Genomic DNA, 25932 nt, shown 5'->3' on the forward strand with positions numbered 1-25932 from the left:
GGGAAAACACGTTCAGTAACTGTGGATAAGTCGCGTGTCGTCCACAGGGGTGGCAGGGCCTGGTACACCCGCCGCAGGCTTCCGACATGACCTCGACCGAACGCCCCCAGCTCGCCGTCCGCTCACCCGCCGACCTGATCGCCGCTGTGCCGTACCTGCTCGGCTTTCATCCCACCGACAGCGTGGTCGCCGTGGCGCTGGTCGGCCGACAGATCGTCTTCGCCGCCCGCGCGGACCTGCCCGAGCCGGCCGAGCTGGGCGGATTGGCCGGGCACCTGGCTGGTGTGATCCGCCGGCAGGGCGCGGAGGCCGCCACCGTCGTGGGTTACGGGCAACCGGAGCGGGTCACCCCGGCCGTGGACGCGGTGCGCGACGCGTTGAACGACTTCGGGCTGCACGTGCTCGACGCGCTGCGGGTGACCGACGGCCGCTGGTGGTCCTACCTCTGCACCGAGCCCGACTGCTGCCCGCCCGAGGGGCGCCGCTACGACCCGACAGTCAACCGGGTGACCGCCTCGGCGATCTTCGCGGGTCAGGTCGCACTCCCCGACCGGTCCGCCCTGGTGGCGCAGGTGGCACCGGTGGACGGCCCGGCCCGGGAGGCGGCCCGCGCGGCAACCGCCCGCGCCGAGCTGAGACTGGCCGAGCTGATCGAGCAGGCACCCGAGAGTGACCTGCTCGGAGCGCGGGCGCTGCGCGCCGCCGGGGTGGCGGCGGTCCGCGAGGCCCAGCGCCGGCAGCGGCGTGGTGAGCGGCTCGACGACGACGAGGTGGCCTGGTTGAGCCTGTTGATGACCCACCTGTCGGTCCGCGATCACGCGTGGGAACGCACCGACGGCCGGGACCGGGACATCGCCCTCTGGACCGACGTGCTGCGCCGCGCCGAGCCGGAGATGGCCGCCGCGCCGGGTGCGCTGCTGGCGTTCGCCGCCTGGCGCGCCGGTCAGGGCGCGTTGGCGGCGGTCGCGCTCGAACGCACGCTGAGCCTGCACCCCGACTACCCGCTCGCCCTGGTGCTGGACGACCTGCTCCGGCGGGGTGTGCCCCCGGCCGAGTTGGACGGCTGGCCGTCGGTCGGGATGCCCGGCGTCATCCGGCCCCGCAAACGGAGCCGACGTGGCCGCCGCTGACCGGCCCGGCCATCCGTGCGGTAATACCGCCGGTGCTACCGACGTTGCTAGGCTGGCGAGCGTGACAGTGAAGCGCTCCGTGAGCCTCCCCGACGACGTCGCGGAGTGGCTCGACCAGCAGCCCAACGTCTCGGCCGCCATCACCGCGGCGGTACGGGTCCAGATGGCCCGCGGGCACCTCGACGAGGTGCTGCGGCGAGCCGGCATCGAGGTGACCGAGGCGGGCAGGGCGCGATGGCGGGAGCGCCTGGCGACGCCCATTCCGGCGGACGCTCTCGCCGAGGGGCGCCGGATGTTGGGACGCGCCGGATGAGCGATCAGATCGCTGTCGTGTTCGACGCGTCGGCGTTGACGGCTTACATCGAGGGCAACGTCTCGGTGGGGGAGTTGATGCTGGAGGTCGCCGACGAGGGTCGGCAGGTGGCCATCCCCGCGACCTGCCTGGCTGTCGCATTCGCGAGCGTGGCCGACGAGATCGATGCCGCGCTGCTGGCCCTGATGACGACTGCCCCGATGATCCGACTGCTGCCGCTCGACGCCGAGGACGTGCGCGACACCGGCAAGCTGGCTCGCGCCGCGGCCGGAGACATCTCGTTCGGCCAGGCCGCCCGCGCGGCACTCACCCACGAGGCGCACTACGCGACAGTGCAACCCACTGTGGCGGCGAAGGTGCTCCCCACCAACTGGAGCATCCTCGACCTGGGGTGACGGCTCCGGCGACGCCTCCGTCGAAGGATGTACGCGTTACTCCTGTCCACGGCCGACGCGGCAGGCTCACCGCCGCCGGAGAATGATCTCGTGGCCCTTCTCCGCGTCGGTACGACATGACCCCCGAGTTGCTGCTGTCGCTGGCCGGGCTGGCGTTGATCGACAGCACCAGCATCGGCACCCTCTTCATCCCGGTCTGGTTGCTGCTCGCCCCCGGGCCAGTCAACGTCCGGCGGATCCTGGGCTACCTCGCCACCATCGCGGTGTTCTACCTCGCGGTCGGGTTGCTGCTGGTCTGGGGAGGCAGCAGGCTGGGCGACGCGCTGGGCGGCGCCCTGGACAACCGAGGCGTCCTCTGGGCACAACTCGTCCTGGGCGTGGGAATGCTGGCGCTCAGCTTCCGCTACGACGGCAAGCGGCGTCCCCGTACCGGTGGTGTGTTGCGCTGGCGGGACCGGGCCACCGCCGGAGATTCCTCGGCCCGCTGGTTGGTCGGGCTCGCGCTGCTCGCGGCGCTTGCCGAGGTGGCGACCATGCTTCCGTACCTCGGTGCGGTTGGCTTGTTGGCCACCTCGGAGGTGGGAGCGGCGAGCGTGGTGGTGCTGCTCGCCGGGTACTGCCTGGTCATGGTGCTGCCGGCGGTGTTGTTGCTGGGTGCCAGGGTGGCCCGCCCGCGACTGGTCGAGCCGGTGCTGGCCCGCCTGAACACCTGGATCGTCACGAAGGCGGGCAGCGCGTTGGGTTGGATCCTCGGCATCGCCGGTTTCCTGATCGCCCGTGATGCCGCCGCACGGCTGGCCCTGTTCGACCTGATCGACCGGATCGGTCGCTGACGGGCCACTCCCGTCAGGCTGGCTGCTCCACAGTGATCCGGTGCGGCCCGGCGTAGACGTTCATGGTCCGCCCGCGCAGGAAGCCGACAAGCGTCATCCCTGCCTCGTCGGCCAGTTCCGCGGCGAGGGTGCTCGGGGCGGACACCGCGGCCAGCAGCGGCAACCCCGCCATCCACGCCTTCTGGGTCAGCTCGAAGCTGGCCCGTCCGGAGACCAGCAGCAGGTGCCCGGCGAGCGGCAGTCGGCGTTCCCGCACGGCCCAGCCGATCACCTTGTCCACGGCGTTGTGCCGGCCCACGTCCTCTCGGAGCACCACCAGCTCACCGCCGGGGGTGAACAACCCCGCCGCGTGCAGCCCGCCGGTCCGATCGAAGCCGCGCTGGGCGGCGCGCAACCGGTCGGGCAGTTCGGCGAGCAGCGTGGCCGGCACGCTGAGCGGGTCCGCCGCGACAGGGAAGAGCGACCGGGTGCGTACCGCGTCGATGCTGGCCTTGCCGCAGACCCCGCAGGAGCTTGTCGTGTAGAAGTTCCGGGACGGGTCGGTGGTCGGTTCCGGTACGCCGGGGGCGAGCACCACGTCCACCACGTTGTACGTGTTCGGCGTCTCCGCGCCGGCACAGAGTTGCGCTGTCAACACGTCGTCGGTCGACCGGATCAGCCCCTCCGTCAGCAGGAACCCGATGGCCAGGTCCAGATCGTCGCCGGGAGTACGCATGGTGACGGCGAGCGGCCGGCGTCGGCCGGGGCCGGCCGCGCCGACCCGGATCTCCAGCGGCTCCTCCACGGCGAGCGTGTCCGGCCGGCGGACCGACCCGCGCCCGGCGGTCGCCGCGTCCAGGTCGATCCGGAGTACGCCGCGTCGATCAGTTGCCCGTCCCATCCCGCCATCCTCCACCCCCCGCCGGCACACCCGCACGACCGCCGGCCATCGGGCACCCGCAAGCGCCGACCCGACCGAGCGCCGCCCACCCGCCCGACCCGCCCCCACTCCGACCCGCCCCCACCCCGCCCTCACGCGTTGATCATGAAGTTGTCCGCGCGTGTCGTGGGCGTGTCGAGCGATAACTTCATGATCACCAGGGCGAGGGGCGAGGGGCGAGGGGCGAGGGGCGAGGGGCGAGGCGAAGGGCAGGCCGGCCCGAGCGGGCGTGGGCACGGCTACGGTGGGCGGGTGGGGACGTACGCCGCAGTGGTGCTCGCGGGTGGGGCCGCCCGACGGATGGGCGGGGTCGACAAGCCCGCGCTTCCGGTCGGTGGCCGGCCGATGCGCGACCGGGTGCTGGCAGCCGTCAGCGACGCGACGCCGCGCGTGCTGGTCGGTGCGGCCGACGCCGTGCCGGCGGGTGTGCGGGTCGTCCGGGAGGACCCGCCCGGCGGGGGTCCGGTCGCTGCGGCGGCGGCCGGCCTGGCGCTGCTGGATCCCGACGTCACGGTGGTCGCGCTGCTCGCCGCCGACCTGCCACTGCTCACCCGGACCGCGATCGGCGACCTGCTGAAACACCTCGACCTTGAGGCCCCCGACACCGAACCGGCGGGTGGCGGCTCCGCTCCGGCGCTGCCGGCGCACGGCGGCTCCGCTCCGGCGGCGCCGGCCTACAGCGGCGTTGCGTCGGCGCCGCCGGCCCACAGCGGCGTTGCTCCGCCGGTCTACAGCGGCCTCGGCGGCGCTGAGCGGGGACCGGACGGGGCGTGCTTCGTGGACGGGGACGGGCGGCGGCAGTCGCTCTGCGGCGTCTGGCGGGTCGCCGCGCTGCGGGCGGCCTTGGACCGGCTGAGGGTTGAGCGAGGTGGCAGCCTGTCCGGAGCCCCGGTCCGGGCGTTGCTCGCGGGTCTCGTCGTGCGGGAGATGGCCTGGTCCGGCGAGGGTCCGCCGCCGTGGTTCGACTGCGACACTGACGAGGACGTACGCCGGGCGGAGGAGTGGGCGCGATGACGGTGATGGACGACTGGGTCACGGCGGTGTGCGCCGAGTTGGATCTGGACCCGGCCGCGGTGCCGGTGCCGGCGGTGCTGGATCTGGCCCGGGACGTCGCCCATCAGGTGCTGCGTCCGGGTGCGCCGGTCACCGCGTACCTCTTCGGGTTGGCCGTTGGTCGGGGCGCGGACCCGGCGGACGCCGCGGCCCGGCTCACCGCGCTGGCGGGCGCCTGGCCGGTGGAGCTGGGCGCCGACCCCGCCGACCCGACAGCCCCCTGACCGCCGCTGTCCGATCCCGGTCCGGGCTGATTCGACCAACAGGCGGCGTGGGTAGGGTGATCGTGACGGACGGAGGCGATCATGACGGCTGACCACCCCTCGGCGCCGCACGGTGAGCTGCCCGGCGCTTCGACGGAGCCGGCGGAATCGATCCTGCTCGACGAGCCCAGCACCACCGACCTGCGGGCGAAGGTGACCGAGGCGTGGCGGGAGTTCGCCCGCGCGCTCGCCGTACGGCTGCGGGAACTTCCCGTCGGCGCGCACCTCGACGTGACCCTGGACCCCACCGCCTCCGGCACCGGGGACGCCGTCTATTCGATAAGCGTCGACGTGGACGCGGACCGGGTGTTGTCCGCCCGCGCGGTCGGCAACGCGGCTCTGCCGGCGGGCTACCGACTGGACCGCGGCGCGGTGGCGGACATGGTCGCGCTCGGTTGGTCCCCGCCCGGGGTGGTCGCCGGCTCCGGCGGTTCCTTCGGGCTGAACGCCACGACTGCCGAGTCGACGCAGGTCGCCACGCTGCTCTCCCGCACGCTGCGGGATGTCTACGGTGCTCCGCACCCGGCCTTCCTCGTCTATCTGGTGCATGACGCCGAGGGCGAGCCGTTGGCAGTGGACGCGCTGGGCACCGCCCGTAGCGAGTTCGGTCCGGACGCCGACGTCGAGGCGGATCTGGAGGAGGCGTTGGCCGAGGCGGCCGCCTCGCAGGTCGAGCGGGACGACGTGCTCGACCTGGCCGATCGGGTCCGCACAGTGGTCTCCACCATGTTGAAGTCGGACACCGACCGGTTGCAGATCGACTCGGACGGCGACATCACCATCCGTGCCGGCTCGGCGATGGTCTTCGTGCGGGTGCGGGACAATCCGCCCCTGGTGGACGTCTTCTCGCCGGTGCTCACTGAGGTGGAGCCGACCGAGCGGCTCTACGTCAAGCTCTCCGAGCTGACGAACCGGATGCCGATCGGCCGCCTCTACTGCGCCGACGACACGGTCTGGGCGTCCATCCCGGTGTTCGGCCGTAACTTCCAGGCGACCCATCTGATGCTGGCGGTGCAGGTGATGACCGGTCTCGCCGACGAGTTGGACGACCGTCTGCACGGCGAGTTCGGTGGCAAGCGGTTCTTCGGTGAGGGTGACAAGCCGGTCCGGCGCGACGAGTCGGAGCACCGCACCGGCATGTACCTCTGAGCTCGATCAGGCCACGTCCAGCAGGGTCTTGCCGACCGTCGCGCGCGCCTCGATGGCGGCGTGCGCGTCGGCGGCGCGTTCCAGTGGAAAGCGCTGGCCGATGAGCGGTCGCAGCTGGCCGGCCGCCGCGTCCGCCAGGGCCTGTTCGGTGTACGCCCGCAGCCGGGCCGGCGGCACGTCCGGGCGGACCAGTGTGACCTGCCGAGCCGCAGCGGCCTCCGCCGACACCGGGGACCACTCCCCGCTCGCCAGCCCGAAGCTGACCATCCGGCCGCCCGGGGAGAGCAGGCCGAAGGCCGCCCGGGCCACCGAACCGCCGACCCCGTCGAGCACCACGTCAACAGCGCCCACCGCAGCGCGGACCTGCTCGGCCCACTCGGGCAGCAGGTAGTCGACGGCCAGTTCGGCGCCCAGGCCGGGTAGCAGGTCCACCTTGCGTCGCCCACCGGCCGCGCCGATCACCCGGGCCCCGGCCCGGACCGCGAGCTGCACCAACAGGCTGCCGACGCCGCCGGCCGCGGCCTCCACCAGCACCCGGTCACCTGGGCGGACGCCGACCGCCTCGATCAGCATGGTGGCGGTCCGCCCGTCGGCCAGCAGTGCCACCGCCTCGTCCAGAGCCAACCCGGCCGGCACCGCGATCGTCGCCGACGCGTCCACTGCCGCGCGTTCGGCGTAACCGCCGGAACCTCCGGTGGCGCTGACCACCCGCTGCCCGGTCAGCGCCGGGTCGACGTCCGGCCCGATCGCCGTGATCACTCCGCCGACGCCGTTGCCGGGGATCAGCGGTGGGGTGAGGCGGAACGGGCCGGGGTGTCCGGCGCGCAGTTGCGTCTCGATGAAGGTGATGTTCGCGTGCGCGACGTCGATCAGCACCTGGCCGGGACCGGGAACCGGGTCGGGCGCGGGGCCGGGCACCAGCACCTCGGGCCCACCGAACTCACGTAACCAGATCGCCCGCATGACAGCCCCCTCGGCCCCGATGGGCTGCCTCGCCCACTCGCTGCCAGTCCACCTCCTCAACCTGGGTTGAGGTCAAGAGGTGCCGGCGGACGGGCCGACGCCGGGCGATTCGACCAGCCGGGAGAGCACGATGGTGCTGCGGGTGGAGGTCACGAAGGACTCGGCACGCAGCCGCTCCAGTGCCGCTTCCAGGTGGGCGATGTCGGCGGCGCGTAGGTGCACGAGCGCGTCCGCCTCCCCGGAGACGGTGTACGCGCCGACCACCTCGGGGTGTCGGCGGGCGGCCACGCCGATCTGCGCGGGGGTGGTCCGGCCGGCGCAGAACAGCTCGACGAAGGCCTCCGTGGTCCAGCCGACGGCGGCCGGATCAACGACGGCCGTGAATCCCCTGATCACGCCGGTGGCGCGCAGTCGGTCGACGCGTCGTTTGACCGCCGGGGCGGAGAGTGACACCCGGGCACCGATGTCGGCGTACGACGCGCGGGCGTCCGCGACGAGTAACGCAATGATCCGCTGGTCTACCGCGTCTATCTGCAACGTTCCGCCTCTGGGAAGCAACGCTTGTGGCTGTTTTCAAAGTTCTACGGTACCTACTCTTGGTGACCGTGAACCAGCAGCGTTTCCCGCGAAAGCGGACATATCTCATGTGCTCGCCGGAGTACTTCGCGGTCGAGTACGCGATCAACCCGTGGATGGACGTGACCACCCCGGTCGACCGGGACCTGACCGTCAAGCAGTGGGACCGGCTGCGCGAGACGCTTGTCGGCCTCGGCCACGAGGTGCACCTGCTCACCGCCGAGCAGGGCCTGCCCGACATGGTCTACGCCGCCAACGGCGGCTTCGTGGTGGACGGCAGCGTCTACGGCGCACGGTTCAAGCACGAACAGCGGGCCGCCGAGGCCGCCGCGCACCACGCGTTCTACGAGGCGCAGGGCTGGCGGTTCATCGCACCCGGCGAGACCAACGAGGGTGAGGGCGACTTCGCGTACGTGCCGGAGGCGCACGGCGGGCTCATCCTGGCCGGGCACGGCTTCCGTACCGAGATCCCCGCACACGCGGAGGCGCAGGAGGCGCTGGGTCGTCCGGTGGTGTCGCTGCGCCTGATCGACCCCCGCTTCTACCACCTGGACGTGGCGCTGGCGGCCATCGACGACACGAACGTCGTCTACTTCCCGGGCGCCTTCTCCGCAGCCAGCCAGCGGGTGCTCACCCAGCTCTTCCCGGACGCGGTGATCGCCGACGACGAGGATGCGATGGCCTTCGGGCTCAACCTGGTCAGCGACGGCGCGAACGTGGTGCTCAACAGTGAGGCCACCCGCCTGGCCGGCAAGCTCAAGGCGGCCGGGTACACCCCGGTCCCGGTCGAGCTGGCCGAGCTGAAGAAGGGCGGCGGCAGTGTGAAGTGCTGCATCGCCGAGCTGCGGCACTGACCCGCGAACGTCTCGGGGCCGGCCTCCCACTGGGAGACCGGCCCCGAATCGTGTTCCGGGTGGGCGTTCAGCCCAGCGTGGCCAGCTCGTTGATCAGCACGTTCGACATGACCTGACCGTCGCGCTGCACCTCGCGTAGGTACCACTTCTGCTGCGGGGTACGCGGCTGGTTGAACTGCCAGATGCCGCGCGGGCTGTCGATCTGGCCGATCTTGCCCAGAGCCAGGTTGACCTGCTGCGGCGTGGGCTTCCCACCGGTCAGCTGGATGGCCTGGTCGAGCACCTGCGCCGCGTCGTACGACGCCATCGCGTACGTGGTGGGGGTGACCTGGTACTTCTTGCGGTACGCCGAGGCGAAGACCCGGTTCGACGTGTTGTTCAGGTCGGCCGAGTAGTTCAGCGCGGTCTGGATGCCCAGCGCGTTGTCCTTCAGGTTCTCCAGCACGGCGCCCTCGGTGAGGAAGCCGGGTGCGTAGATCGGCCCGGCGAACTTCTCGCGCAGCTGCTTGATGAACTCCACAGCGGCCGCTCCGGCGAAGAAGCAGAAGACCGCTGTGGGCTTCTTGGCCAGCGCCTTGCTGATGTCCGAGGCGTACGTCGTCTTGCCGGGGTTGGAGGTGGCGCTGGTGTAGGTCACCGGGTCGCCGATCCGCGGATCGGTAGTGCCGAAGTCCTGCCGGAAGCCACGGACCACGTCCGGGCTGCCGACGTTCTCCGGCATGATGATCGCCACGCGGCCGTTCGCCGGCAGCTGGTCGCGGAGGTAGCGGCCCAGCGCCTTGCCGGCTTCGTCGAGCACGTACGAGGTCCGCCAGATGTAGAAGACGCTCTGGAGGCTGCTCGGTGAGGCGTTGGAGCCGATCAGCGGGACCCGGGCCTGCTCCACGGTGTCCCGGATGCCGACCATCACCGCCGAGTTGACCACGCCGGTGAGCGCCAGCACGCCCTGCTTGAGCAGGCCCTCGACGGCAGCCTTGCCAGTCTTCGCGGTGTCGCCCTCGTCGGCGGTCAACAGCTCCACCGGGTGGCCGCCCAGCCGCTGGTCGTGCATATCGAGGAAGAGCTGGAAGCCATTGGTGATGTCGTCGCCGATGCTCTTGAAACCACCAGCCTGCGGCGTGATCAAACCGATCTTGATCGGGCCCCGGTCGGCGGTCGGCTCGGCGTCACCGTCTGAGCCACACGCGGTGACGAACCCGGTGGTACCGAGCGCGGCCAACAGTTGGAGCGCCCGCCTGCGATTCATCTGCGACACCGAGTTCCTTCCAAGGAAGCGTTACAGGGCCGAACACCGCCCCACCGGCGTTCTACCTGGTCCGCGACGCTGCGTCAATGGCTAGTGATCATCGTGCAGGGACCGCAACACGGCGAGGACCTGAGGCCAGGCGTCGGCCTCCGGGTCGATCAGCCCGAAATGCTCGCATCCGGGCAGTTCAACAAGGGAAATATCGGAACCTGTGACACGCGCCTCCGTGACGAAATCCCGGCTCATCTCCACCGGAACCTGGTGATCGTCCGAGCCATGAACAACTACTGTCCGTGTTCGTATCGGTACCAACATTCGTGGATCCGTGCTCGCGTACCGGTCCGGGAACTGCGCCGGGCCGCCGCCGAGCAGCGCGGCGACAGCGCCCGAGTCCAGATCCCGCCGGTACGCCTCGCCAAGGTCGGCCACCGGGGCCAGGGCGAGCACCCCGCCCACCGTTGCCGGGGCGGTGGCCGCCACGTACAGCGCCAGGTGGCCGCCGGCGGAGTGCCCGACCAGGATCGGCGGGGCCAGGCTCACCCGGCCGGGCAGCGCCTCGGCCGCCAGCACCGGCAGCTCGGCCACCCCGGTGAGTACGTCGGTCAGGGTGCCCGGCCAGCCACCCCCGGGCTGCCCGGTGCGGCGGTATTCCAGCTGGGCCACCGGGTAGCCGTCAGCGGCGAGGGCCGCGGCCAGCGGGCCGGTGTGCCGCCGGTCGTACTCGGCCCGCCAGAAGCCGCCGTGCAGGACGACGACCAACGGCCGGGCCGGCCCGGTTCCCGCCGGGAGGCGCAGATCGGCCACCTGATCCGGGTGGTCGCCGTACGCCACTGTCCGGTCGGGCTCCGGTGCGGGCCGGGTCAACACGGCGCGCGGGTCGACAGGCATGGCGCGACGGTAGCGCGCCCCGCCCGGGTGGTTCGGCCCCGGTAGTCGGTCCCGGGCGGCATGGCTCCCGCCCGCTGGGTAAAGATGGACCCCATGACCGAAGCGCGCTCCGCTGGACAGAACGACGAGCCCGGCCCCGACGACTCCGGCCACTCCGGCACCGTGGTGGTGGTTGGTCCGGACGGCCGGCCGATCGGCACGATGCAGACCGACGAGGGCCAGGGCGAGGACCCGACCCGCCTGGTCGAACAGCCGGCCAAGGTGATGCGGATCGGCAGCATGATCAAGCAGTTGCTGGAGGAGGTGAAGGCCGCGCCTCTCGACGACGCCAGCCGCAACCGGATGCGGGAGATCCACGAGCGGTCGATCGTCGAGCTCAAGGAGGGCCTCGCCCCCGAGCTGCGCGACGAGCTGGAGCGCATCTCGCTGCCCTTCGCCGAGGACAAGGCCCCCAGCGAGGGCGAGCTGCGGATCGCGCACGCCCAGCTCGTCGGCTGGCTGGAGGGCCTGTTCCACGGCATCCAGGCGGCCCTGGTGGCCCAGCAGATGGCCGCCCGGGTGCAGCTGGAGCAGATGCGCGGCGGCCGGCAGGCGCTGCCCAGCGGCCCCGGTGGGGTGGTCCCCGGGATGCCGGGCATCGGCCAGCCGGGCGGCGGCGAGGGCCACAACACCGGTCAGTACCTCTGACCTCAGTCCACCCCGAAGATCTTCTCCAGGTACGCCGCCACGCCGTCCTCGGTGTTCGCCGTCGTCACGTCGTCGGCGACCGCCAGGACGGCGCGGTGCGCGTTGGCCACCGCCACACCACGCCCGGCCCAGGTCAACATCGGCACGTCGTTGGGCATGTCGCCGAAGGCCAGCACGTCCGCCGCGGCCACTCCGAGCTGGTCGCAGTACCAGGCCAGTCCCGCCGCCTTGGTCACCCCGGCCGCCGAGATCTCCACCAGCCCTGAGGACGACGAGTGCGTGGCCTCGGCCAACCCCGCCACCGCCGTGCCGATCAGCTCGGCGAAGGCGTCCGGGTCCTGCTCGCCGGCTCGGGCGAGGAGCTTCACCGCCGGGACCGACAGCAACTCCTCCGGCGTCTCGATCGGCCGGATGCCGTTGGCGTCGGCGTCCCAGCGCAGCGGGTAGTGCGCCTCGTGCCGCATCTCCCGGCTGTCCAGGATCTCCACTGCGAAGCTGATCCCGGGCACCTCGGCGCGTAGCCTCCGGGCCACCTCGGCCAGGTGGTGCGGTGCGAGCGGGTCAGCACGCACCACAGCGTCCTCGAACGGGTCGTAGACCACGGCGCCGTTGGCGCAGACCGCCGGCAGCGGCCGGGCGAGCTGGTCGTACACCATCTTGAGCCAGCGGACCGGACGGCCGGTGACCAGGACGACCGGCGTGCCTCGCGCCGCGATCCGGGCGAGCAGGTCGGCGGTGCGTGGGCTGACTGTGTGGTCGTCGCGGATCAGCGTGCCGTCGATGTCGGTGGCGATGAGGCGGGGTGTGTCTCCCATTACCGGGACAGTAGCCGGTCGAGATACACCGCCACCCCGTCGTCGTCGTTGCGCAAGGTCACCTCGTCGGCGGCGGCGCGCAGCGCGGGGTGGGCATTGGCCACTGCCACCCGCGACCAACCGGCCCACTCGAACATCGGCAGGTCGTTGGGCATGTCACCGAAGACCAGCACGTCGGCCGGGTCGACCCCGAGGGTCTGCGCCACCACTGTCAGCCCGGTCGCCTTGTCAACGCCCGGCGGGCAGATCTCGATGAAGCCGAGCCCGGCCTGGGTGAGAGTGGCGACCTGCGGCGAGACGATCCGGCGGGCCACCGCCAGCAGCTCGTCCACGTGGTGGTCGGCGGTCCGGGCGAACGCCTTGATCACGTCGCAGGCGAGGCACTCGTCGCGAGTGCGCGCCTCGAAGCGGTCCTGGTAGGGCCAGCTCTCGTGGTAGTCGCCCCACAGCGGGGCGTCGTGCTCGTCGGACGCCTCGACCATCACGGTCAGCGGGCCGACCTCTGCCTCCAGGTCGGCGAGGAGCCGGGCCAGCACCTCGGCGGGCAGCCGCTCGTCGCGGAGCACCACCGGGCCGCTCGGGTCGCTCTGGTCGACCACTCGTCCGCCGCCGGCCATCACCAGGAAGTCGGCGGCCCGGATGTCGTTGCGGGTCAACTCGGTCAACCGAGGGCCGCGTCCAGTCGCGCCGACCACCGGAATTCCGGCGGCGCGCACCCGGTCGAGCACCCCATGGGTGTACGTGGAGACGGTGTTATCGCTGCGGACCAGCGTCCCGTCGAGGTCGGTCGCGATCAACTTGGGCAGTCCCGGGCGGGTCATCGTTCCTCCTTCGCCCGCCGCCGTCGCACCGCCAGGGTCAGGGAAACCGAGTCCCGGAGTGACGGCGGGCAGCAACCGTACCTCGCGGAACGGGTCGCATCCATGGCTTCCAGGCGAATCGGACGCCAACCCTCAGCGCCGGTGAGGTGTCCCGCGCGCACCACCCACACCTCACCGCGCGATCTTGCACTTTCGGTTGCCGTTTCGCGTACTTATGGGCCCTATGCCGGGACAGAAAATGCAAGATCGGCGCGGGGGTGGGGTGGGTTAGGGCTGGGGGTCGGGGCGGGCGAAGGGGGCGGCGGGGGTGACCGTCAGGTCGGCTGGGGCGGGGAGGCCGTCCTCGATCGGGTCGGGGTCTCGGCGGCGGCGCCAGGGCCGCGGTGCCGGCGGGTCGGCGGGGTGGTCGTCGTGCGGCGGCCCGAACCCGCCGGGGGGTGCGGCGGGAGTCAACCGCAAGGCGGCCGCGAACAGCACACAGGCCACGAACGCCATCACCAACCCACGGCCGTACTCGACCTGGAAGCCGTCCTGGGGCGAGTAGAAGAAGTTTCGCTGACCGGGGTTGTCGAGGCTGGCCGTGGCAGCCACCAGCAGCGCCAGCAGGCCGCCGGCCAGTGTGAGACCGGCCAGCCGGGCGTTCGGCCGCACGGCCGCAGTGCCGCGCAACGTCAGCGCCACGGTGCAGACGAGAGCGAGAAGCCCGACCAGGTAGCCGACCCCGAAGCCACCGACCTCGGACACCCCGGCGGGCACCTTGATCGTCGTGTTTCCCTCGGGCCCGCCGTTCGGCAGGTTCATCACCAGCCACTCACCGACCAGCGAGGCGATCGCGGCCACCGCGCCCAGACCGGCGAGCAGGAGGGGCAGCCGAGGATCCTGCGCGAAGTCGGCCAGGGACCACGTGAAGCGGCGTCGCGGGGCCGGCTCGTCGGCACCCCACTCGATCACCGCCGGGGCCTCGGATCGGTCGCCCTGCCGCGGGATTGGAAGCTCCTCGGACATCGGCCACCCTTCCGCCGGTCACGGACCTGGGTCGCATCATGGCACAGCAAGCTGGTGGTGACAGGGATCGCAGGGCTGGCGAGCGCGCCGGTCTGTCGCTCGGCGGTCGCCTTTCCGCTAGCGTTTGCCCCATGCCTATCCGTACCGCTTCAGCACAATGGCAGGGCAATCTCACCGAGGGCGCGGGCACCATCCGCACCGGTAAGGGCGGCCTGTCCGGCAACTACTCCTTCAAGTCGCGCTTCGAGGAGGGTGAGGGCACCAACCCCGAGGAGCTGATCGCCGCCGCGCACGCCGGCTGCTTCTCGATGGCGTTCTCCAAGGCGCTTGCCGACGCGGGCTCGACGGCCACCTCGGTCGAGACCACCGCCAAGGTGCACCTGGACAAGACCGACGCCGGCATGACCGTGACCCGGATCGACCTGGAGACGGTCGGCCAGGTCCCGGGGATCGACGACGCGGAGTTCCAGAAGCTCGCCGAGGCCGCCAAGGCCAACTGCCCGATCTCCCGCCTGCTCTCGCCGGGTGCCGAGATCACCCTCAACGCCCGCCTGGCTGCCTGAGCCAGCCGGCCCACACCGTACGTCCACGGAAGGAGCCTCCACCCGGTCCCGGGTGGTCGCTTCTTCCGTGCATGTGCGGATGACGGCCACGGCCGTACGGCAGGACCGGGCCGCGTGCCCCCGCGTCGGGCACAATGGGCGAGGTGCCGGTGGAGATGAGCCGTGAGCGCTTCGAGGAGTTGGTCGGCGAAGCCCTCGACGAGGTGCCCGAAGAACTACTCGGCCTGATGAACAACGTGGTGATCCTGGTCGAGGACGACCCGCCACCGGGCGAGGTCGACCTGCTCGGCCTCTACGAGGGGCATGCGCTCACCGAGCGCGGTTGGGACTACTCCGGCGTGCTGCCCGACCGGATCTTCATCTACCGCCATCCGATCCTGCGGATCTGCGACAACGACGAGGACGTCATCGACGAGGTGGCGGTGACAGTGGTGCACGAGATCGCCCACCACTTCGGCATCGACGACGCGCGCCTGCACGCGCTGGGCTGGGGCTGAGCCTCCGCGCTCGACCCGCCCGCGCCGCCGCACGATCCGCCGCGCCGCGCCGCCTGCCCGATGGCCGGTGCTTGCCGAGGTCGCCTACCGTCGGTGCAGCGAACGCGACCCTATTCAGGAGGCCCTTTCATGCGCAGCGAGCTGTTCTCCGCGGAGAATCTGGAGAAGGAGTCCGCGCAGCCCGGCATGCGGTTGCAGAACTCCAAGATGTTGAAGATCGAGCTCAACGGCGAGGCGATGGCCCGGGTCGGGTCGATGGTCGCCTACCAGGGGAATGTGCAGTTCCAGGCGTTGGGTTCAGGCGGCCTTGGCAAGTTCCTCAAGCAGAAGCTCACCGGCGAGGGCGTCCCGCTGATGAAGGTCACCGGGCAGGGTGACGTCTTCCTCGCCGAGTTGGCCAAGGACGTGCACATCATCGACCTGGAGCCGGGCGACGCCCTCTCCATCAACGGCAGCAGCGTGCTCGCCTTCGACTCGACCCTCCAGTACGACATCAGGATGGTCGGCGGCGCCGGGATGGCCTCGTCGTCCGGCCTGTTCAACTGTGTGTTCAGCGGCTACGGGCGGATCGCCATCACCACCAAGGGCACCCCGGTGGTGCTGAACGTGGACGCCCCGACGTACGTCGACCCGCAGGCCGCCGTCTGCTGGTCGGCCAACCTCCAGACCGGCTACCACCGGGCCGAGCAGATGGGCCTCGGCACTTTGCTGGGCCGACGCACCGGTGAGTCGTTCACCATGAGCTTCGCCGGTCAGGGCTTCGTGGTGGTGCAGCCGTCCGAGGAGCCGCCGGTCATGGGCAGTGGCCAGCAGCAGCAGGAGGGCGGTCTGCTCGGCGGTCTGCTGAGCTGACCGGGAGCGGCTGGCCGCACCCGGTCTGTCGTTCCGACCGCAGCGGCGCGGGCGCTCCCCTTCACGTGGGGGCGCTCCGCGCCGGTCAGGTCAACTCGCCGGTACGCAGGCGGGTCAGCCAGGCCGCCGCGTCGGCGTAGTCGACGTCGGAGAGGCCCGCCGGCGCGGGCACCGGGCGTTCGCCCGCCTCGGCCCACCGGTGCCGGGGATAGGAGCCCAGGAAGCGGACGTCGGCACAGACCCTGCGGAGCCCCTGCAACGCCTCGCCCAGGCGTACGTCGGCCACGTGGCCGGTGCAGTCCAGGAAGAAGACGTAGCGGCCCAACGCCTCGCCGGTCGGCCGGGATTCGATCCGGGTCAGGTTGACCCCACGGACGGCCAACTCCATCAGTACGGACAGCAGCGCGCCGACCCGGTCGTGGGCGATGTAGACCGCGAGCGAGGTGAGGTCGTCACCGGTCGGCGGTGGTGGCGGCCCGGGGCGGGACACCAGCGCGAACCGGGTCACCGCGTCGGGGTGGTCGGCGATCTTGTCGGCGAGTGTGGTGAGTCGGTGCCGAGAGGCTCCGATCGGTGCGCAGATCGCCGCGTCGTACTCGCCAGTGCCGGCACCCGCGGCCGCCGCTCCGTTGGAGAGCACGTCGACCACCACGGCGTCTGGCAGGTGGTCGCGCAACCAGCCCCGGCACTGGGTGGACGCCTGTGGATGGGCCGCCACGGTGCGGATCGCGGTCAGCGGGGTGTCGGGCCGCGCGGCGAGCACGAACTCCACCGACAGGATCACCTCCCGGGTGATCACCAGCGGCTCGCCCTCGGCCATCTCGTCCAACGTGACGCCCACCGCGCCGCCGATCGAGTTCTCCAGCGGCACCAGCGCGGCGTCGGCGTCGCCGGTGCGGACGCTGTCCAGCGCCTCTCCGACGCTGCGAGCGGGCGTACGGGTGCCGCGCTCGGCGGCGGGTATGGAGCGCAGGGCCTGCTCGGCGAAGGTGCCCTCCGGCCCGAGGAAGACGAAACGTGTCGGTGGTGTTCCCGGCATGCCGATCAGCCTACGCACCCGGCCCGTTGGCCGGGCCGGCGTCGCAGGCGAGGGCGCGGATCCCGGCCGGGCTGGTGGCGCGTACCTCGATGGTGCAGACGTCAGTGCCGGCGGTGACCAGCACCGGGGAACCGGGCTCGCCCCGGGTGACCACCTGGAGTTCCTCGTGCCCGGTCACCGTCAGCACTGTGAACTGCCAGTCGCCGGCGCAGAGCGGCCCGGTGCGGACCTGGACCCGGACGTTCGCCGGCAGCACTCCGGCCCTGCCGCGCAGCAGTTGCAGCACCCGCTGGCCGGTCGGCCCGTTGCGGCAGGCCGTCGCGACCAACCCGGCGTCCGGGGTGGGCGTGACCGTACCGAGAGACGGCGCTGTGGTCGGCGGGGTGGACGGTGCGGTGCTCGGGCCGGACGGTGTCGGGGCTGCGGTGTGTGTGGGCACGCTGGTCGGCTCCCCCAGCCCGGGTGGGGCGCCACAGCCGGCCAGCACCGCGACGGCGAGCGCCATCGGCAGGACTCGGGCGAGGCCCCGCGCCGGAACGCGATCGGCTGCCCGGCCAGGGGTCGCCGGTGAGGGGTGGATCGTCGACCGCGGCGAGGGGCACGCGGGCGGGGGTGGGGTGAACGGCACGGGCCGATCCTCGGGACATCGGAGAATTCGTCGCGGCCGGGGTGGCCGAGCCCATCGTAGGGTGAGCGGCCGAACGGGAGAAGGTCAGCCGGTGACGCGGTGCCCGGCGCGCTGGAGCGCGGCCGTGCCCTCGGTCAGCCGGACGGTCGGCACCAGCAGATAGTCGGTGTCGAACGTGGAGAACGTGACGGCGTTGACCCGTGCCTCGGCGAGCGGGTCGACCAGCGCGGCCAGGCTGCCGGTGCCGGCCAGCGCCACGGGGGCGGTGACCCGTAGGCAGCGCCAGGTCGTTTCCACCACGGCCTGTGCCGGGGCCCGCTCGGTCGGGCAGATCACAGAGATCCCGTCGGAGGTCCAGCTCACCGTCACCACGTCCGCGCCGCGCAGCCCGCTCGACAGCGCGTACGGCACTGTGGTGCCAGCGGCCAGCCGGCACACAGCGTATTCCCCCGGCAGCAGAGCGATATCGAGCATGAGGGCACCCTACGGCCTTCGTGCGGACCCATCCGGGCAACGCCGCGTGCGGCGAAGGCCACACTGCGCCGCAGGTCAGACCTCGGAGAAGAAGGTGAGTGAGCCGGCGACGGTGCCGTCGGTGAGCACCGGGGTGGAGATCGCGTCAACTGTCGCGTCGGAGCTGTTCGCCGAGGCGGCCTGCACCCTGAGTAGCCCACGGGCGAGTCGGCCGGAGGAGAGCGCCAGCAGGGGCGGAATCTTGTCGATCTCGGCTTCGGTCAGCTCGCCCCGGTTGGCGGTGAAGTCGAGCAGGCGCAGCCCGCCATCGAGCAACGGTCGCCCGATCAGCCCGGCCGGCTCACCGAGACAGAGCAGCTCGCAACCGGCCGTGGAGATCGCCACCACCCGGGTGTCGGCGTCGATCAGCAGGCACGGCTCGTCGGCCCGGGAGACTGTCGACGACCATTGGCCGACGTTGTCGGACTCCGGCTCTGTCGAGGCCCGCGCCGCCGGCACGAACGCTTCCGAGAGCGAAAGTTCGACGTGGGCCACCGCGCCTCCTATGTGCACCGATCGACTGTCCACGCTAGCGGGTCGCCGACGGAATCACCGAGCGCACCGGGTCACCGGGGCGCGCAGCGTGAACCGAGGCGACCGGTGACGGCGCGGAGACCGGTGAGGTGAACGGGGGGACCGGAGCCGCGTGGCGTCGCCGGTGACGTTACCGGCGGTGGGCCGGCTTGTCAGCGGCCGTTCGGCCCTCGTCGTACCACCGGTAGTCGGCGGTTGGACGGTACGTGCCGTTCAGCCAGGTGCCCGGGTGCTGTGCGACCCGGGAAAGCTTCTCGGCGGTGGCGGGGCTGATCCGGCTGCCGCCGGCCACGAGCAGCCGGTCCAGTTCCCGGTGGGTGGCCATCAGGCAGTCCTTCGGGAGGCCGTAGACGCTGATCACGCCCGAGCCGACGAAGGTCAGCACCGGCGTCACCGGAACGGGCAGCCCCACCGCCTCGGAGAGCGCCTTGCTGGCCCGCTTGGCGTCCCGGCGGGACTCGGCCACGTACGGAGGTCGCTTGCCGTTGATCTGCACCACGTCTCCGGCGACGAGCACCCGGGCCCGGCCGTGGTCGGCGATGGTCACGGCAAACAGACCACTCGGCCCGATGGCGAGGAACCCGGCTCGCTCGTCCTGACCGCGGTCGAGGACGTCTGTCACGTCGGTGCGCGGCCACTCGATCACGTGCCAGGCAGGCCCGAGGTGGTCGAGTTGGCCCAACGCCCGTGCCCCGGCCGCCTCCAGGCGGCGTGCACCCCGCTCGGCCCGACGGCGGCGGGCCCATTCGAGCGGTGTCGGACGGACCGGTTCGAGAACCCCCGGCGCCTCGACGCGGGGGTGTGGCACCGCGACGGGCGGCAGTGCCCGAGCGGACGGTACGGCTCGTCGTGCGGGAAAGACAGTCATCGCGACCTCCGGCAAAAGGTCCCTCGAAGTTATGTCCTCACTACCCTACGTTGCCACTACCGGTGTTCTGCAAGCCGGAGCGCCGGAGTGACTGTGGATGAATGCCATATTCATCCACAGTTCTTTTCTCGGATGCCGCTAAACCCTGCCCTACGCTGCGGGAGTGACCCACTACGTCGACAGTGAAGTCGGGCGGCTCGGCACCGTACTGCTGCACCGGCCCGGCCCCGAACTGGCCCGGCTCACCCCCCGCAACAACGACTCGCTCCTGTTCGACGCGATCCCCTGGGTGGGGCGCGCCCAGGAGGAGCACGACGCGTTCGCCGCCGCCCTGCGCGAGCGCGGCGTCGAGGTGCTCTACCTGGCCACCCTGCTGGCCGAGACGCTGGCCGTCGCGGACGCCCGGGCCGAACTCACCGAGCAGGTGCTGCGTTCCCGGCGGCTCGGCGACACGCTACGCGCCCGCGTCGCCGACCACCTCTCCTACCTGGACCCGGCAGCGCTGGCCGACGTGCTCACCGCCGGGCTGGCCCACGAGGAGTTGCGGATCAGCTCCGAGCGGCCGGGTGGACTGGTCTACACACTGATGGACCGACACGACTTCGTCATCGACCCCTTGCCCAACCTGCTCTTCACCCGCGACTCGTCGCTGTGGATCGGCGACCGGGTCGGTGTCACCAGCCTGGCCATGCCGGCCCGCCGTCGCGAGACCACCCTGACCGACGCCATCTACCGCCACCACCCCAGGTTCGCCGGCACCGAATTCGTCTACCGTCCCAGCCTCGAGCACCTGGAGGGCGGGGACGTGCTGCTGCTCGCGCCCGGGGTGCTGGCGGTCGGGGTGGGCGAGCGGACGACCCCGGCCGGCGCGGAACGCCTCGGTCGGCAGGTCTTCGCCGCCGGCCTGGCCCACACCATCCTTGTGGTGCCGATCGCCCAGAAGCGCGCCACCATGCACCTGGACACGGTGTGCACGATGGTCGACGTGGACGCCGTCCTGATGTACCCCAACATCGCGAGCACGCTGTCGGCGTACACGGTGATCGCCGGCGGGGACGGCGAGGACCCGCGGGTGGACGGGCCGGCGCCGTTCCTGCGGGCCGCCGCCGACGCGATGGACCTCGACCTGCTCCGGGTCATCGACACCGGGCTGGATCCGGTCACCGCGGAACGTGAGCAGTGGGATGACGGCAACAACACCCTCGCGCTGGCCCCCCGGCTCTGCGTCGGCTACGAGCGCAACACGGAGACCAACGCCCAACTGGAGCGGGCCGGCATCGAGGTGATCCCGATCGCCGGCTCCGAGTTGGGCTCCGGTCGGGGCGGACCGCGCTGCATGTCCTGCCCGATCACCCGCGACCCGCTACCCGTCGCCGGCTGAGCTCGCGACGATCAAACCCACCGCCCGGCTGAGCGGGACGACCGCACCCGCCGCACGGCGGGTGCGGAGCGATGGTGCCCGCTCAGCGCAGGGTGAGCTGGCGGCCGAGCAGCCCCTGACGGGCACGGCGGCCGGCGGCGTCGAGTGGGTCGGTGACGGTGAGCGCCTCGGCGTACCGCTTGGCGAACTGCGCCACCGGCTCCTCCCACTCGGCGGCCGGGGTCTCCTCCGGCAGGTCCCAGACCGGCACGAGTCGACCGTGCGCGCGGAACATGCCGGCGAACTTGGTCTGCTCGCCGAGCGTCAGCGTGCCGGCCGCGCCGAGTCGGGCCAGCGCGTCCAGGGCGGCGTCCTCGTCGTCCGGCAGCACCCAGCGCACGTGGGCCTTCTCCGGGACCTGACACCAGTAGGCGGCCTTCGCCGAGGTCAGCCGGACCGTCGGGTAGATGGCCGCGTTGGCCCGCTCCAGCGACGCCTGGACGGTCGGATCGTCGGCGGCTCCGGGGTCGAGCCAGAAGTCGAAACCGTCGTGCATGGTGATGTCCAGCGGACCGTCCACGAGGATGTCCTGCAGCCGGGGCCCGGGGCCGGGCAGTGGCGGCACTGTCACCTGGCCACCCGGCTCGGCACGCAGCGCGCTGAGCAGCGCGTCGGCCAGGTCCCGTGACACGTCACCGGACTGCTGGTGGCGCTGGAGACCGATGAGCACCCGGCCGTCCGGCTTGGTGATCGCCGGGGCGGCCATGGGCAGCACCGTGGCGAGCGTCGCCGCCCGGTCGCCGAATTCCTCGACCAGGGCGGGCGCCAGGCGCAGCGGGGCGGAGGCGGCGGGCACCAACTCGCGCAGCGCGATCCACTCGGACTCGTCGACCAGCCCGTCGAACGGACGCGGCACGAAGACGTCTCGCACCTTGTCGCGACGGGGGGTGGTGTCGGCGGCGGCGCGCTGGCTCTTTCGACGCTTACTCACGGCGTCACAGCCTAGAGCCCCGAGCGGCTCGCCGTGACCGGGACCCGCCCGAGCCGTCCTCAGCTCGCCGACACCAGGTCGGGTCGAGATGTCGGCGTCGGGTCGAACTCCGCCCAGACGCGCTGGCCCATGCCGTCCTGCTCGACGCCCCAACGGGTGGCCAGACCGGCCACGATGTGCAGCCCGCGCCCGTCCGCCGCGTCCGGGCTTGCCGTTCGGAGCCGTGGCCCGGTGCTCGCGCTGCCGCCGTCGGTGACCCGAAGCTGGATCAGCGCGCCCTCGGCCGAGGGCCGTAACTGCCAGGCAACCCGGATCACGCCGCCGGGCAGCGGTCTGGCGTGTCGCACCGCGTTGCCCACCAGCTCCGCGAGCACCGCGATCAGGTCCGCGAGGAGCGTCGGGGGTACGACATCCGTCAGCTCGGCGGCGAGGCGGTGTCGGGCCAGCCGTGCTCCGCCCGGGTGGTGGGGTACCACCACGCACCAGGCTCGATCCCTCGTTGCCGCTGCCACCGTCGCCTCCACGTCGCGCCACCCCTGGTCAACCGCGTGGTAGCCGCACCTCTGCGACCGTACCGCCGCCGGTCCTCGGACGTAGGGATACCCATCCATTCTGCTGTTCAACGATCCGGCGGACGAGATAGAGGCCGAGCCCGGCCCCCGGGTAGCCGCGACGGTCGCCGGACTCGCCCTGCCAGAACCGGTCGAACGCCCGTTCCACGTGCTCGGGTCGGATGCCGATGCCCTGGTCGCTGACTCGGAATGCCACCAGGTGACCGTCGCCCGAGGCGGTGATCTCGATGGGAGAACCAGGTGCCGAGTACTTGCCGGCGTTGGTCGTCAACTCGGTCAGCACGGTGGCCAGGCTGGGCCGATGACCGAGCGCCTTGGGCAGATCGCTCGGGAGGCGGAGCACCAGCCGGCGGCGCAGCTCCGCCGGCAGGTCGACGACGGCGGAGCGCAGCGCCTCGCCGAGGTCGAACGGGGTGGGAGGGTCGTCGCCCGGCCCCACCTCGGCCGCCGAGCTGAGCAGACGGTCGACCAGCCGGGCCAGCTCGTTGGCACGTTGCCCGATCACCCGGGCCGCCTGCCGTCGGTCGACGTCGGTCAGCGACTCCCAGTGGTCGGTGAGGGTGTCCGCGTACCCCTTGATGACGGTGACCGGCGTACGCAGCTCGTGGCTGGTCACCGCGACGAACAGCTCGCGGTCGTGGTCGCGGCGCTGCTGGTCGGTGATGTCGCGGAAGGTGACCACCCGTAACGTTCCCGGGCCGGGCAGGTCGCCGGAGGTGATTCGCAGCCAGCGGCCGTCCGGCATCCGATGGTCCCGAACCTGCCCGGAGGGCGGCAACGGGAACGGCAGTGGGCGGCTCAGCGCCTGCTCGACCGTCCGGCCGGTGACCTGGGCGGCGGCCGGGTTCCAGAGCCGGACGTGCCCGTCCCGGTCGACGACGGCCAGCCCGTCGGCGAGGGCCGCCACCACCGGGCCGTCGCCGTGCACCGGCAGGCCACTCTGGTCGCCGTACATGTGCCCGACGCAGGAGGCGAGATAGGCGATCACCCCCTGCTGCTCGGCGCCCGGCTCGTCGTCGCCCGGATAGAGCGCGTGCAGGCTGCCGACTGTGTGCCCGCCGATCTCGGCCCGGGAGACGACCATCCGGCGCAGGCCGCTGCCGGCCAGTTCGCCGGCCAGCTTGCCGTTGAGGTCACTCACCCGCGCCTGGCGTACCCGTGGTCCGGAGAGCAGGCAGACGGTGTCCGGGTCGTCGACAGCCAGCGGTCGGCCGAGGGCCCACTCCGCCGCGCCGGTCGCGGCGATGACGCGACCGCCGGTAGGACCGAACTCGACGAACGCCATCCCGGTCGCGCCGAGCGCCGGCTGGGCCACCCGGAGCAGTTGGGTGAGGACCGGCAGGCCCGCGTCCCCAGAATTGATCATCTCGATCACGACGGTGTGGCCGGCGAGGAGAGCGGGGAAATCGATACGCTCCGGCATGTGCCGAGTCTGCCCCGCCGACCCGGTTTTGGGCACCCCCGCCCGGTCGATGGGTCAGCGGTCCAGCCGGGCGAGGGCGTACGCGGGCCGGTCGGTGATGATCCCGTCCACCCCGGCGGCCAGCACCAGCTCCAGGTCGGTCGGCTCGTTGACAGTCCAGACGTACACCTGGTTGCCGGCCGCGCGCAGTGCGGGCAGCAACTGCGGGCGGGCCCGGACCAGGCCGATGCCCGGCCCGGCGATCCGGGTGCCGAACGGCAGCCGACCCAACCGCAGCCAGCGCGGCAGCACCTCCAGCAACAGCACTGTGGGCAGCGTCGGGGCCAGCTCGCGCACCCGACGGACCGCCAGCGGGGAGAACGACATGACGGTGACCTGCACCCTGTCGTCCGGCGCGGGGTCGGCCAGCCCGTACCGGCGCAGCAGGCTGACCAGCCGCCGTTCCACGTTCGAGCCGTAGCGGGACGGGTGCTTCGTCTCCACCAGCAGTCGGACCGGCCGCCCGGCGGCGAGCACCGCGTCCAGGAGGCGGGCCAGGGTCAGCAGCCGGGTGTGTGACTCATCCGGTGGCAGGTCGCCGTCCGGGGCGCTGCCCGGGTGCCACGAGCCGAAGTCCAGGGCGTCCAGTTCGGCGAGCGTACGCGCGCTGACCAGACCGCGACCGTTGCTGGTGCGGTCGAGTCGACGGTCGTGCACGCAGACCAGGTGCCCGTCCCGGGTCAGCCGGACGTCGCACTCCAGACCGTCGGCGCCCTCGTCGAGGGCGCGCAGGTACGCGGCGAGGGTGTGCTCGGGTAGGTCGAACGAGGCGCCGCGGTGCGCGAAGACCAGTGGCCCGCCCATTGCGCCGGCCTCAGATGACCTGGCCGGGCTGCCCGTTCGCGTCGACCACCGGTCGGCCGACCGCAGCCCACTGACGCATCCCGCCGTCGGCGTTGCGCACCTGCTCCCAGCCGTTGTTGATCAGGTAGGCGACGACCTGGGCGGAACGCCCGCCGGAACGGCAGACGACAGCCACCTCCCGGTCGGTGGGCACCTCGGCCAGCCGGGCCGGAAGCTCCATCATCGGCAGGTGGTGAGCGGTGGGCGCGTGGCCGGCCGCCCACTCGTCGTCCTCCCGCACATCCAGCAGGTAGGTCTCGTCGGCGATCTCGGTCACGGGCACTGTGGGAACCTGGGGTCCGAACACAGGAAGCAACACTAGATCCTCGTGGCCCGGTTCGGCACCGACCGGGCCGTCGGCAGCGTCACAACCGGGTCACCCAGCGGGGGTTGGCCTGCGCCCAGGCCGGCACCCGGGTGCCGCGGAGTGCCTCGAAGAGTCCGTTTCCGCCGTTGTCCAGCACCACGTACGAGACCTCGTCGATGGTCTGCGGCGAGGAGGGCACCTGGATGCCGCGCATCCCGTCGGGCGGCAGCGCGCGCAGCGCGAGGAGCAGGTCCTCCAGGGGCACGCCGTTGGTGTCGACGGTCAACGAGCCGCCGACCGCCCGGAGCACCTGGTCCAGTTTGACGGGGTTGCTCCGCAGGTCCGCCTTGCCGGCGCTGTCCAACATTGCCCTGAGCAGCTGCTGCTGGTGGTGCTGGCGGTCGTAGTCACCGCCGGGCAGGTCGTAGCGCTGTCGGACGTAGTCCAGCGCCTGCGCGCCGTCCATCTGGTGGCAGCCGGTGGGGAAGACCCGCTTGGTGTGGATCGAGCGGACCTCGGTGTCCACGCACATCTCCACTCCGCCGAGCAGGTCGATGACCTTCCGGAAGCCGGAGAAGTCGATCAGCGCGGCGCCATCGAACCGGATTCCGGTGAGCCGGTGCAGGGTGGCGGAGAGCAGTTGGGCGCCGCCCTGCCCGCCGCCGCCGTGCTCGTACGCGGCATTGATCTTGTCTTGACCGCCGCCGAAGCCGTTCGCGGGCGGGATGGCGACCAGCAGGTCACGCGGGATGGAGACCAGGTACGCCTCCCGCTGCCCGGCGGGGACGTGCACGATGAGGATGGTGTCCGAGCGTTGGTCGGGGCCGCTGTCGCCCGGGCGCCGGTCGGAGCCGACCAGGAGGTAGTTGAGCGGCCCGTCCAGGTCGGTGCGCTCGGTGCGGGCGTCGGCGTCGAGCAGTTGCTCCTTGGTCACCGTGCGGTCGTAGCGGTGGCTGAGCGTCTTGAGCCCGGCCACGGCGAGCCCCGCCAGCA

General features: G+C 71.9%; 32 protein-coding genes. 13 read left to right on the forward strand and 19 right to left on the reverse strand.

From position 1 onward, the window contains the following. The first annotated feature begins 86 nt into the window (after positions 1–86). The 4 genes from AB0C20_RS00170 (at position 87) to AB0C20_RS00185 (ending at position 2671) form a co-directional block, all read left to right on the forward strand. Entirely contained in the window at positions 87–1130 is a 1044-nt protein-coding gene (locus AB0C20_RS00170) for a DUF4192 domain-containing protein (RefSeq protein ID WP_357178567.1), read from the forward strand. A gap of 61 nt (positions 1131–1191) precedes the next feature. Continuing rightward, complete coding sequence (locus AB0C20_RS00175; protein WP_357178564.1) at positions 1192–1443, forward strand: hypothetical protein; 252 nt, start codon at positions 1192–1194, stop codon at positions 1441–1443. Next, positions 1440–1838 (forward strand): hypothetical protein, encoded by a 399-nt coding sequence (locus AB0C20_RS00180; RefSeq protein WP_357178561.1) that lies wholly within the window; start codon positions 1440–1442, stop codon positions 1836–1838. Before AB0C20_RS00175 ends, AB0C20_RS00180 begins: the two co-directional genes overlap by 4 nt. A 116-nt stretch (positions 1839–1954) precedes the next feature. Further along, positions 1955–2671, forward strand: coding sequence for a GAP family protein (locus tag AB0C20_RS00185; protein WP_357178558.1), 717 nt, complete (start codon positions 1955–1957; stop codon positions 2669–2671). A gap of 13 nt (positions 2672–2684) precedes the next feature. Here AB0C20_RS00185 and fdhD read toward each other — a convergent pair whose 3' ends face one another. Then, positions 2685–3551 carry a formate dehydrogenase accessory sulfurtransferase FdhD gene (fdhD, locus tag AB0C20_RS00190; RefSeq protein ID WP_357178555.1) on the reverse strand — a complete coding sequence of 289 codons (867 nt, stop codon included), beginning with the start codon at positions 3549–3551 and terminating at the stop codon, positions 2685–2687. 291 nt (positions 3552–3842) lie between these two features. Here fdhD and AB0C20_RS00195 point away from each other — a divergent pair, with 291 nt between their 5' ends. The 3 genes from AB0C20_RS00195 (at position 3843) to AB0C20_RS00205 (ending at position 6055) form a co-directional block, all read left to right on the forward strand. Next, positions 3843–4604, forward strand: a complete 762-nt coding sequence (locus AB0C20_RS00195) for an NTP transferase domain-containing protein (RefSeq protein ID WP_357566889.1) — start codon at positions 3843–3845, stop codon at positions 4602–4604. Beyond that, the gene (locus AB0C20_RS00200) at positions 4601–4867 is read left to right on the forward strand and encodes a DUF6457 domain-containing protein (RefSeq protein ID WP_357178549.1); all 267 of its coding nucleotides are present in this window, start codon (positions 4601–4603) and stop codon (positions 4865–4867) included. The genes AB0C20_RS00195 and AB0C20_RS00200 overlap by 4 nt, the downstream gene beginning before the upstream one ends. Before the next feature lie 81 nt (positions 4868–4948). After that, on the forward strand, positions 4949–6055 hold the full coding sequence (locus tag AB0C20_RS00205) for a hypothetical protein (RefSeq protein ID WP_357178546.1): 1107 nt from the start codon (positions 4949–4951) through the stop codon (positions 6053–6055). A gap of 6 nt (positions 6056–6061) precedes the next feature. On the opposite strand, the gene AB0C20_RS00210 is transcribed toward AB0C20_RS00205, so the two are convergent. Continuing rightward, complete coding sequence (locus AB0C20_RS00210; RefSeq protein WP_357566890.1) at positions 6062–7018, reverse strand: zinc-binding dehydrogenase; 957 nt, start codon at positions 7016–7018, stop codon at positions 6062–6064. A gap of 72 nt (positions 7019–7090) precedes the next feature. Then, a complete protein-coding gene (locus tag AB0C20_RS00215; protein WP_030331732.1) occupies positions 7091–7555 on the reverse strand; it encodes an Lrp/AsnC family transcriptional regulator in 465 nt (154 codons plus the stop codon). 59 nt (positions 7556–7614) lie between these two features. On the opposite strand from AB0C20_RS00215, the gene ddaH reads away from it, so the two are divergent. Next, complete coding sequence (gene ddaH, locus AB0C20_RS00220; protein WP_357566891.1) at positions 7615–8448, forward strand: dimethylargininase; 834 nt, start codon at positions 7615–7617, stop codon at positions 8446–8448. Between the two features lie 67 nt (positions 8449–8515). On the opposite strand, the gene AB0C20_RS00225 is transcribed toward ddaH, so the two are convergent. Further along, positions 8516–9703, reverse strand: coding sequence for an ABC transporter substrate-binding protein (locus AB0C20_RS00225; protein WP_357178536.1), 1188 nt, complete (start codon positions 9701–9703; stop codon positions 8516–8518). A gap of 81 nt (positions 9704–9784) precedes the next feature. Continuing rightward, positions 9785–10582, reverse strand: a complete 798-nt coding sequence (locus AB0C20_RS00230) for an alpha/beta fold hydrolase (RefSeq protein ID WP_357566892.1) — start codon at positions 10580–10582, stop codon at positions 9785–9787. 84 nt (positions 10583–10666) lie between these two features. Between AB0C20_RS00230 and AB0C20_RS00235 the strand changes: the two genes are divergently transcribed. Next, a complete protein-coding gene (locus AB0C20_RS00235) occupies positions 10667–11269 on the forward strand; it encodes a bacterial proteasome activator family protein (RefSeq protein WP_091396749.1) in 603 nt (200 codons plus the stop codon). Positions 11270–11271: 2 nt separating this feature from the next. Here the strand turns inward: AB0C20_RS00235 and AB0C20_RS00240 are convergent, their stop codons facing one another. From AB0C20_RS00240 to AB0C20_RS00250, 3 genes are all read right to left on the reverse strand, one after another. After that, a complete protein-coding gene (locus AB0C20_RS00240; protein WP_238687580.1) occupies positions 11272–12084 on the reverse strand; it encodes an HAD family hydrolase in 813 nt (270 codons plus the stop codon). Then, positions 12084–12905 (reverse strand): HAD hydrolase family protein, encoded by an 822-nt coding sequence (locus AB0C20_RS00245; RefSeq protein WP_357178528.1) that lies wholly within the window; start codon positions 12903–12905, stop codon positions 12084–12086. The genes AB0C20_RS00240 and AB0C20_RS00245 overlap by 1 nt, the downstream gene beginning before the upstream one ends. 267 nt (positions 12906–13172) lie before the next feature. After that, positions 13173–13910 carry a hypothetical protein gene (locus AB0C20_RS00250; protein WP_357178525.1) on the reverse strand — a complete coding sequence of 246 codons (738 nt, stop codon included), beginning with the start codon at positions 13908–13910 and terminating at the stop codon, positions 13173–13175. Between the two features lie 131 nt (positions 13911–14041). Here AB0C20_RS00250 and AB0C20_RS00255 point away from each other — a divergent pair, with 131 nt between their 5' ends. From AB0C20_RS00255 to AB0C20_RS00265, 3 genes are all read left to right on the forward strand, one after another. After that, entirely contained in the window at positions 14042–14473 is a 432-nt protein-coding gene (locus tag AB0C20_RS00255; RefSeq protein ID WP_091396762.1) for an OsmC family protein, read from the forward strand. Between the two features lie 149 nt (positions 14474–14622). Continuing rightward, positions 14623–14970, forward strand: a complete 348-nt coding sequence (locus AB0C20_RS00260; protein ID WP_030487733.1) for a metallopeptidase family protein — start codon at positions 14623–14625, stop codon at positions 14968–14970. A gap of 129 nt (positions 14971–15099) precedes the next feature. Further along, the gene (locus tag AB0C20_RS00265) at positions 15100–15822 is read left to right on the forward strand and encodes an AIM24 family protein (protein WP_357178519.1); all 723 of its coding nucleotides are present in this window, start codon (positions 15100–15102) and stop codon (positions 15820–15822) included. An 85-nt stretch (positions 15823–15907) separates the two neighbouring features. On the opposite strand, the gene pheA is transcribed toward AB0C20_RS00265, so the two are convergent. The 5 genes from pheA to AB0C20_RS00290 form a co-directional block, all read right to left on the reverse strand. Next, positions 15908–16861, reverse strand: a complete 954-nt coding sequence (gene pheA, locus AB0C20_RS00270) for a prephenate dehydratase (RefSeq protein WP_357178516.1) — start codon at positions 16859–16861, stop codon at positions 15908–15910. Between the two features lie 10 nt (positions 16862–16871). Further along, the gene (locus AB0C20_RS00275; protein WP_357178513.1) at positions 16872–17366 is read right to left on the reverse strand and encodes a hypothetical protein; all 495 of its coding nucleotides are present in this window, start codon (positions 17364–17366) and stop codon (positions 16872–16874) included. Between the two features lie 207 nt (positions 17367–17573). Beyond that, positions 17574–17963: an ACT domain-containing protein gene (locus tag AB0C20_RS00280; RefSeq protein WP_357178510.1), complete on the reverse strand. Its 390-nt coding sequence runs from the start codon at positions 17961–17963 to the stop codon at positions 17574–17576. 75 nt (positions 17964–18038) lie between these two features. Beyond that, positions 18039–18497: a hypothetical protein gene (locus AB0C20_RS00285; protein WP_112583869.1), complete on the reverse strand. Its 459-nt coding sequence runs from the start codon at positions 18495–18497 to the stop codon at positions 18039–18041. A 169-nt stretch (positions 18498–18666) separates the two neighbouring features. Continuing rightward, positions 18667–19404 (reverse strand): hypothetical protein, encoded by a 738-nt coding sequence (locus tag AB0C20_RS00290; protein ID WP_112583868.1) that lies wholly within the window; start codon positions 19402–19404, stop codon positions 18667–18669. 163 nt (positions 19405–19567) lie between these two features. Here AB0C20_RS00290 and AB0C20_RS00295 point away from each other — a divergent pair, with 163 nt between their 5' ends. Further along, positions 19568–20785 carry an arginine deiminase gene (locus AB0C20_RS00295; protein WP_091396783.1) on the forward strand — a complete coding sequence of 406 codons (1218 nt, stop codon included), beginning with the start codon at positions 19568–19570 and terminating at the stop codon, positions 20783–20785. 82 nt (positions 20786–20867) lie between these two features. On the opposite strand, the gene AB0C20_RS00300 is transcribed toward AB0C20_RS00295, so the two are convergent. The 6 genes from AB0C20_RS00300 to AB0C20_RS00325 all read right to left on the reverse strand — a co-directional run bounded on the left by AB0C20_RS00300 (position 20868) and on the right by AB0C20_RS00325 (position 25915). Continuing rightward, positions 20868–21755, reverse strand: coding sequence for a DUF5926 family protein (locus AB0C20_RS00300; RefSeq protein WP_357566893.1), 888 nt, complete (start codon positions 21753–21755; stop codon positions 20868–20870). Positions 21756–21814: 59 nt separating this feature from the next. After that, positions 21815–22234 carry an ATP-binding protein gene (locus tag AB0C20_RS00305; protein ID WP_357566894.1) on the reverse strand — a complete coding sequence of 140 codons (420 nt, stop codon included), beginning with the start codon at positions 22232–22234 and terminating at the stop codon, positions 21815–21817. 61 nt (positions 22235–22295) lie between these two features. Then, the gene (locus AB0C20_RS00310; protein ID WP_357178499.1) at positions 22296–23750 is read right to left on the reverse strand and encodes a PAS domain-containing sensor histidine kinase; all 1455 of its coding nucleotides are present in this window, start codon (positions 23748–23750) and stop codon (positions 22296–22298) included. A gap of 54 nt (positions 23751–23804) precedes the next feature. Further along, positions 23805–24593 carry a glycerophosphodiester phosphodiesterase family protein gene (locus AB0C20_RS00315; RefSeq protein WP_357566895.1) on the reverse strand — a complete coding sequence of 263 codons (789 nt, stop codon included), beginning with the start codon at positions 24591–24593 and terminating at the stop codon, positions 23805–23807. A gap of 10 nt (positions 24594–24603) precedes the next feature. Continuing rightward, positions 24604–24939: a rhodanese-like domain-containing protein gene (locus AB0C20_RS00320; protein ID WP_030487745.1), complete on the reverse strand. Its 336-nt coding sequence runs from the start codon at positions 24937–24939 to the stop codon at positions 24604–24606. A gap of 58 nt (positions 24940–24997) precedes the next feature. Further along, the gene (locus AB0C20_RS00325) at positions 24998–25915 is read right to left on the reverse strand and encodes an LCP family protein (protein WP_357566896.1); all 918 of its coding nucleotides are present in this window, start codon (positions 25913–25915) and stop codon (positions 24998–25000) included. Positions 25916–25932: the final 17 nt, after the last annotated feature.

This window comes from Micromonospora sp. NPDC048843, assembly GCF_040649965.1.
Classification (GTDB): Bacteria; Actinomycetota; Actinomycetes; order Mycobacteriales; family Micromonosporaceae; genus Micromonospora; species Micromonospora hortensis.

What these genes read in the sequence shown, in the direction of transcription:
- AB0C20_RS00275 (WP_357178513.1), bottom strand. Translation starts at nt 17,366, where the DNA reads ATGGCGCTCGCCGTCGCGGTGCTGGCCGGCTGTGGCGCCCCACCCGGG.
- pheA (WP_357178516.1), bottom strand. Translation starts at nt 16,861, where the DNA reads ATGCCGGGAACACCACCGACACGTTTCGTCTTCCTCGGGCCGGAGGGC.
- AB0C20_RS00255 (WP_091396762.1), top strand. Translation starts at nt 14,042, where the DNA reads ATGCCTATCCGTACCGCTTCAGCACAATGGCAGGGCAATCTCACCGAG.
- AB0C20_RS00315 (WP_357566895.1), bottom strand. Translation starts at nt 24,593, where the DNA reads ATGGGCGGGCCACTGGTCTTCGCGCACCGCGGCGCCTCGTTCGACCTA.
- AB0C20_RS00235 (WP_091396749.1), top strand. Translation starts at nt 10,667, where the DNA reads ATGGACCCCATGACCGAAGCGCGCTCCGCTGGACAGAACGACGAGCCC.
- AB0C20_RS00185 (WP_357178558.1), top strand. Translation starts at nt 1,955, where the DNA reads ATGACCCCCGAGTTGCTGCTGTCGCTGGCCGGGCTGGCGTTGATCGAC.
- AB0C20_RS00240 (WP_238687580.1), bottom strand. Translation starts at nt 12,084, where the DNA reads ATGGGAGACACACCCCGCCTCATCGCCACCGACATCGACGGCACGCTG.
- AB0C20_RS00205 (WP_357178546.1), top strand. Translation starts at nt 4,949, where the DNA reads ATGACGGCTGACCACCCCTCGGCGCCGCACGGTGAGCTGCCCGGCGCT.
- AB0C20_RS00310 (WP_357178499.1), bottom strand. Translation starts at nt 23,750, where the DNA reads ATGCCGGAGCGTATCGATTTCCCCGCTCTCCTCGCCGGCCACACCGTC.
- AB0C20_RS00180 (WP_357178561.1), top strand. Translation starts at nt 1,440, where the DNA reads ATGAGCGATCAGATCGCTGTCGTGTTCGACGCGTCGGCGTTGACGGCT.
- AB0C20_RS00265 (WP_357178519.1), top strand. Translation starts at nt 15,100, where the DNA reads ATGCGCAGCGAGCTGTTCTCCGCGGAGAATCTGGAGAAGGAGTCCGCG.
- AB0C20_RS00210 (WP_357566890.1), bottom strand. Translation starts at nt 7,018, where the DNA reads ATGCGGGCGATCTGGTTACGTGAGTTCGGTGGGCCCGAGGTGCTGGTG.
- AB0C20_RS00245 (WP_357178528.1), bottom strand. Translation starts at nt 12,905, where the DNA reads ATGACCCGCCCGGGACTGCCCAAGTTGATCGCGACCGACCTCGACGGG.
- fdhD (WP_357178555.1), bottom strand. Translation starts at nt 3,551, where the DNA reads ATGGGACGGGCAACTGATCGACGCGGCGTACTCCGGATCGACCTGGAC.
- AB0C20_RS00280 (WP_357178510.1), bottom strand. Translation starts at nt 17,963, where the DNA reads ATGCTCGATATCGCTCTGCTGCCGGGGGAATACGCTGTGTGCCGGCTG.
- AB0C20_RS00170 (WP_357178567.1), top strand. Translation starts at nt 87, where the DNA reads ATGACCTCGACCGAACGCCCCCAGCTCGCCGTCCGCTCACCCGCCGAC.
- AB0C20_RS00200 (WP_357178549.1), top strand. Translation starts at nt 4,601, where the DNA reads ATGACGGTGATGGACGACTGGGTCACGGCGGTGTGCGCCGAGTTGGAT.
- AB0C20_RS00230 (WP_357566892.1), bottom strand. Translation starts at nt 10,582, where the DNA reads ATGCCTGTCGACCCGCGCGCCGTGTTGACCCGGCCCGCACCGGAGCCC.
- AB0C20_RS00290 (WP_112583868.1), bottom strand. Translation starts at nt 19,404, where the DNA reads ATGACTGTCTTTCCCGCACGACGAGCCGTACCGTCCGCTCGGGCACTG.
- AB0C20_RS00250 (WP_357178525.1), bottom strand. Translation starts at nt 13,910, where the DNA reads ATGTCCGAGGAGCTTCCAATCCCGCGGCAGGGCGACCGATCCGAGGCC.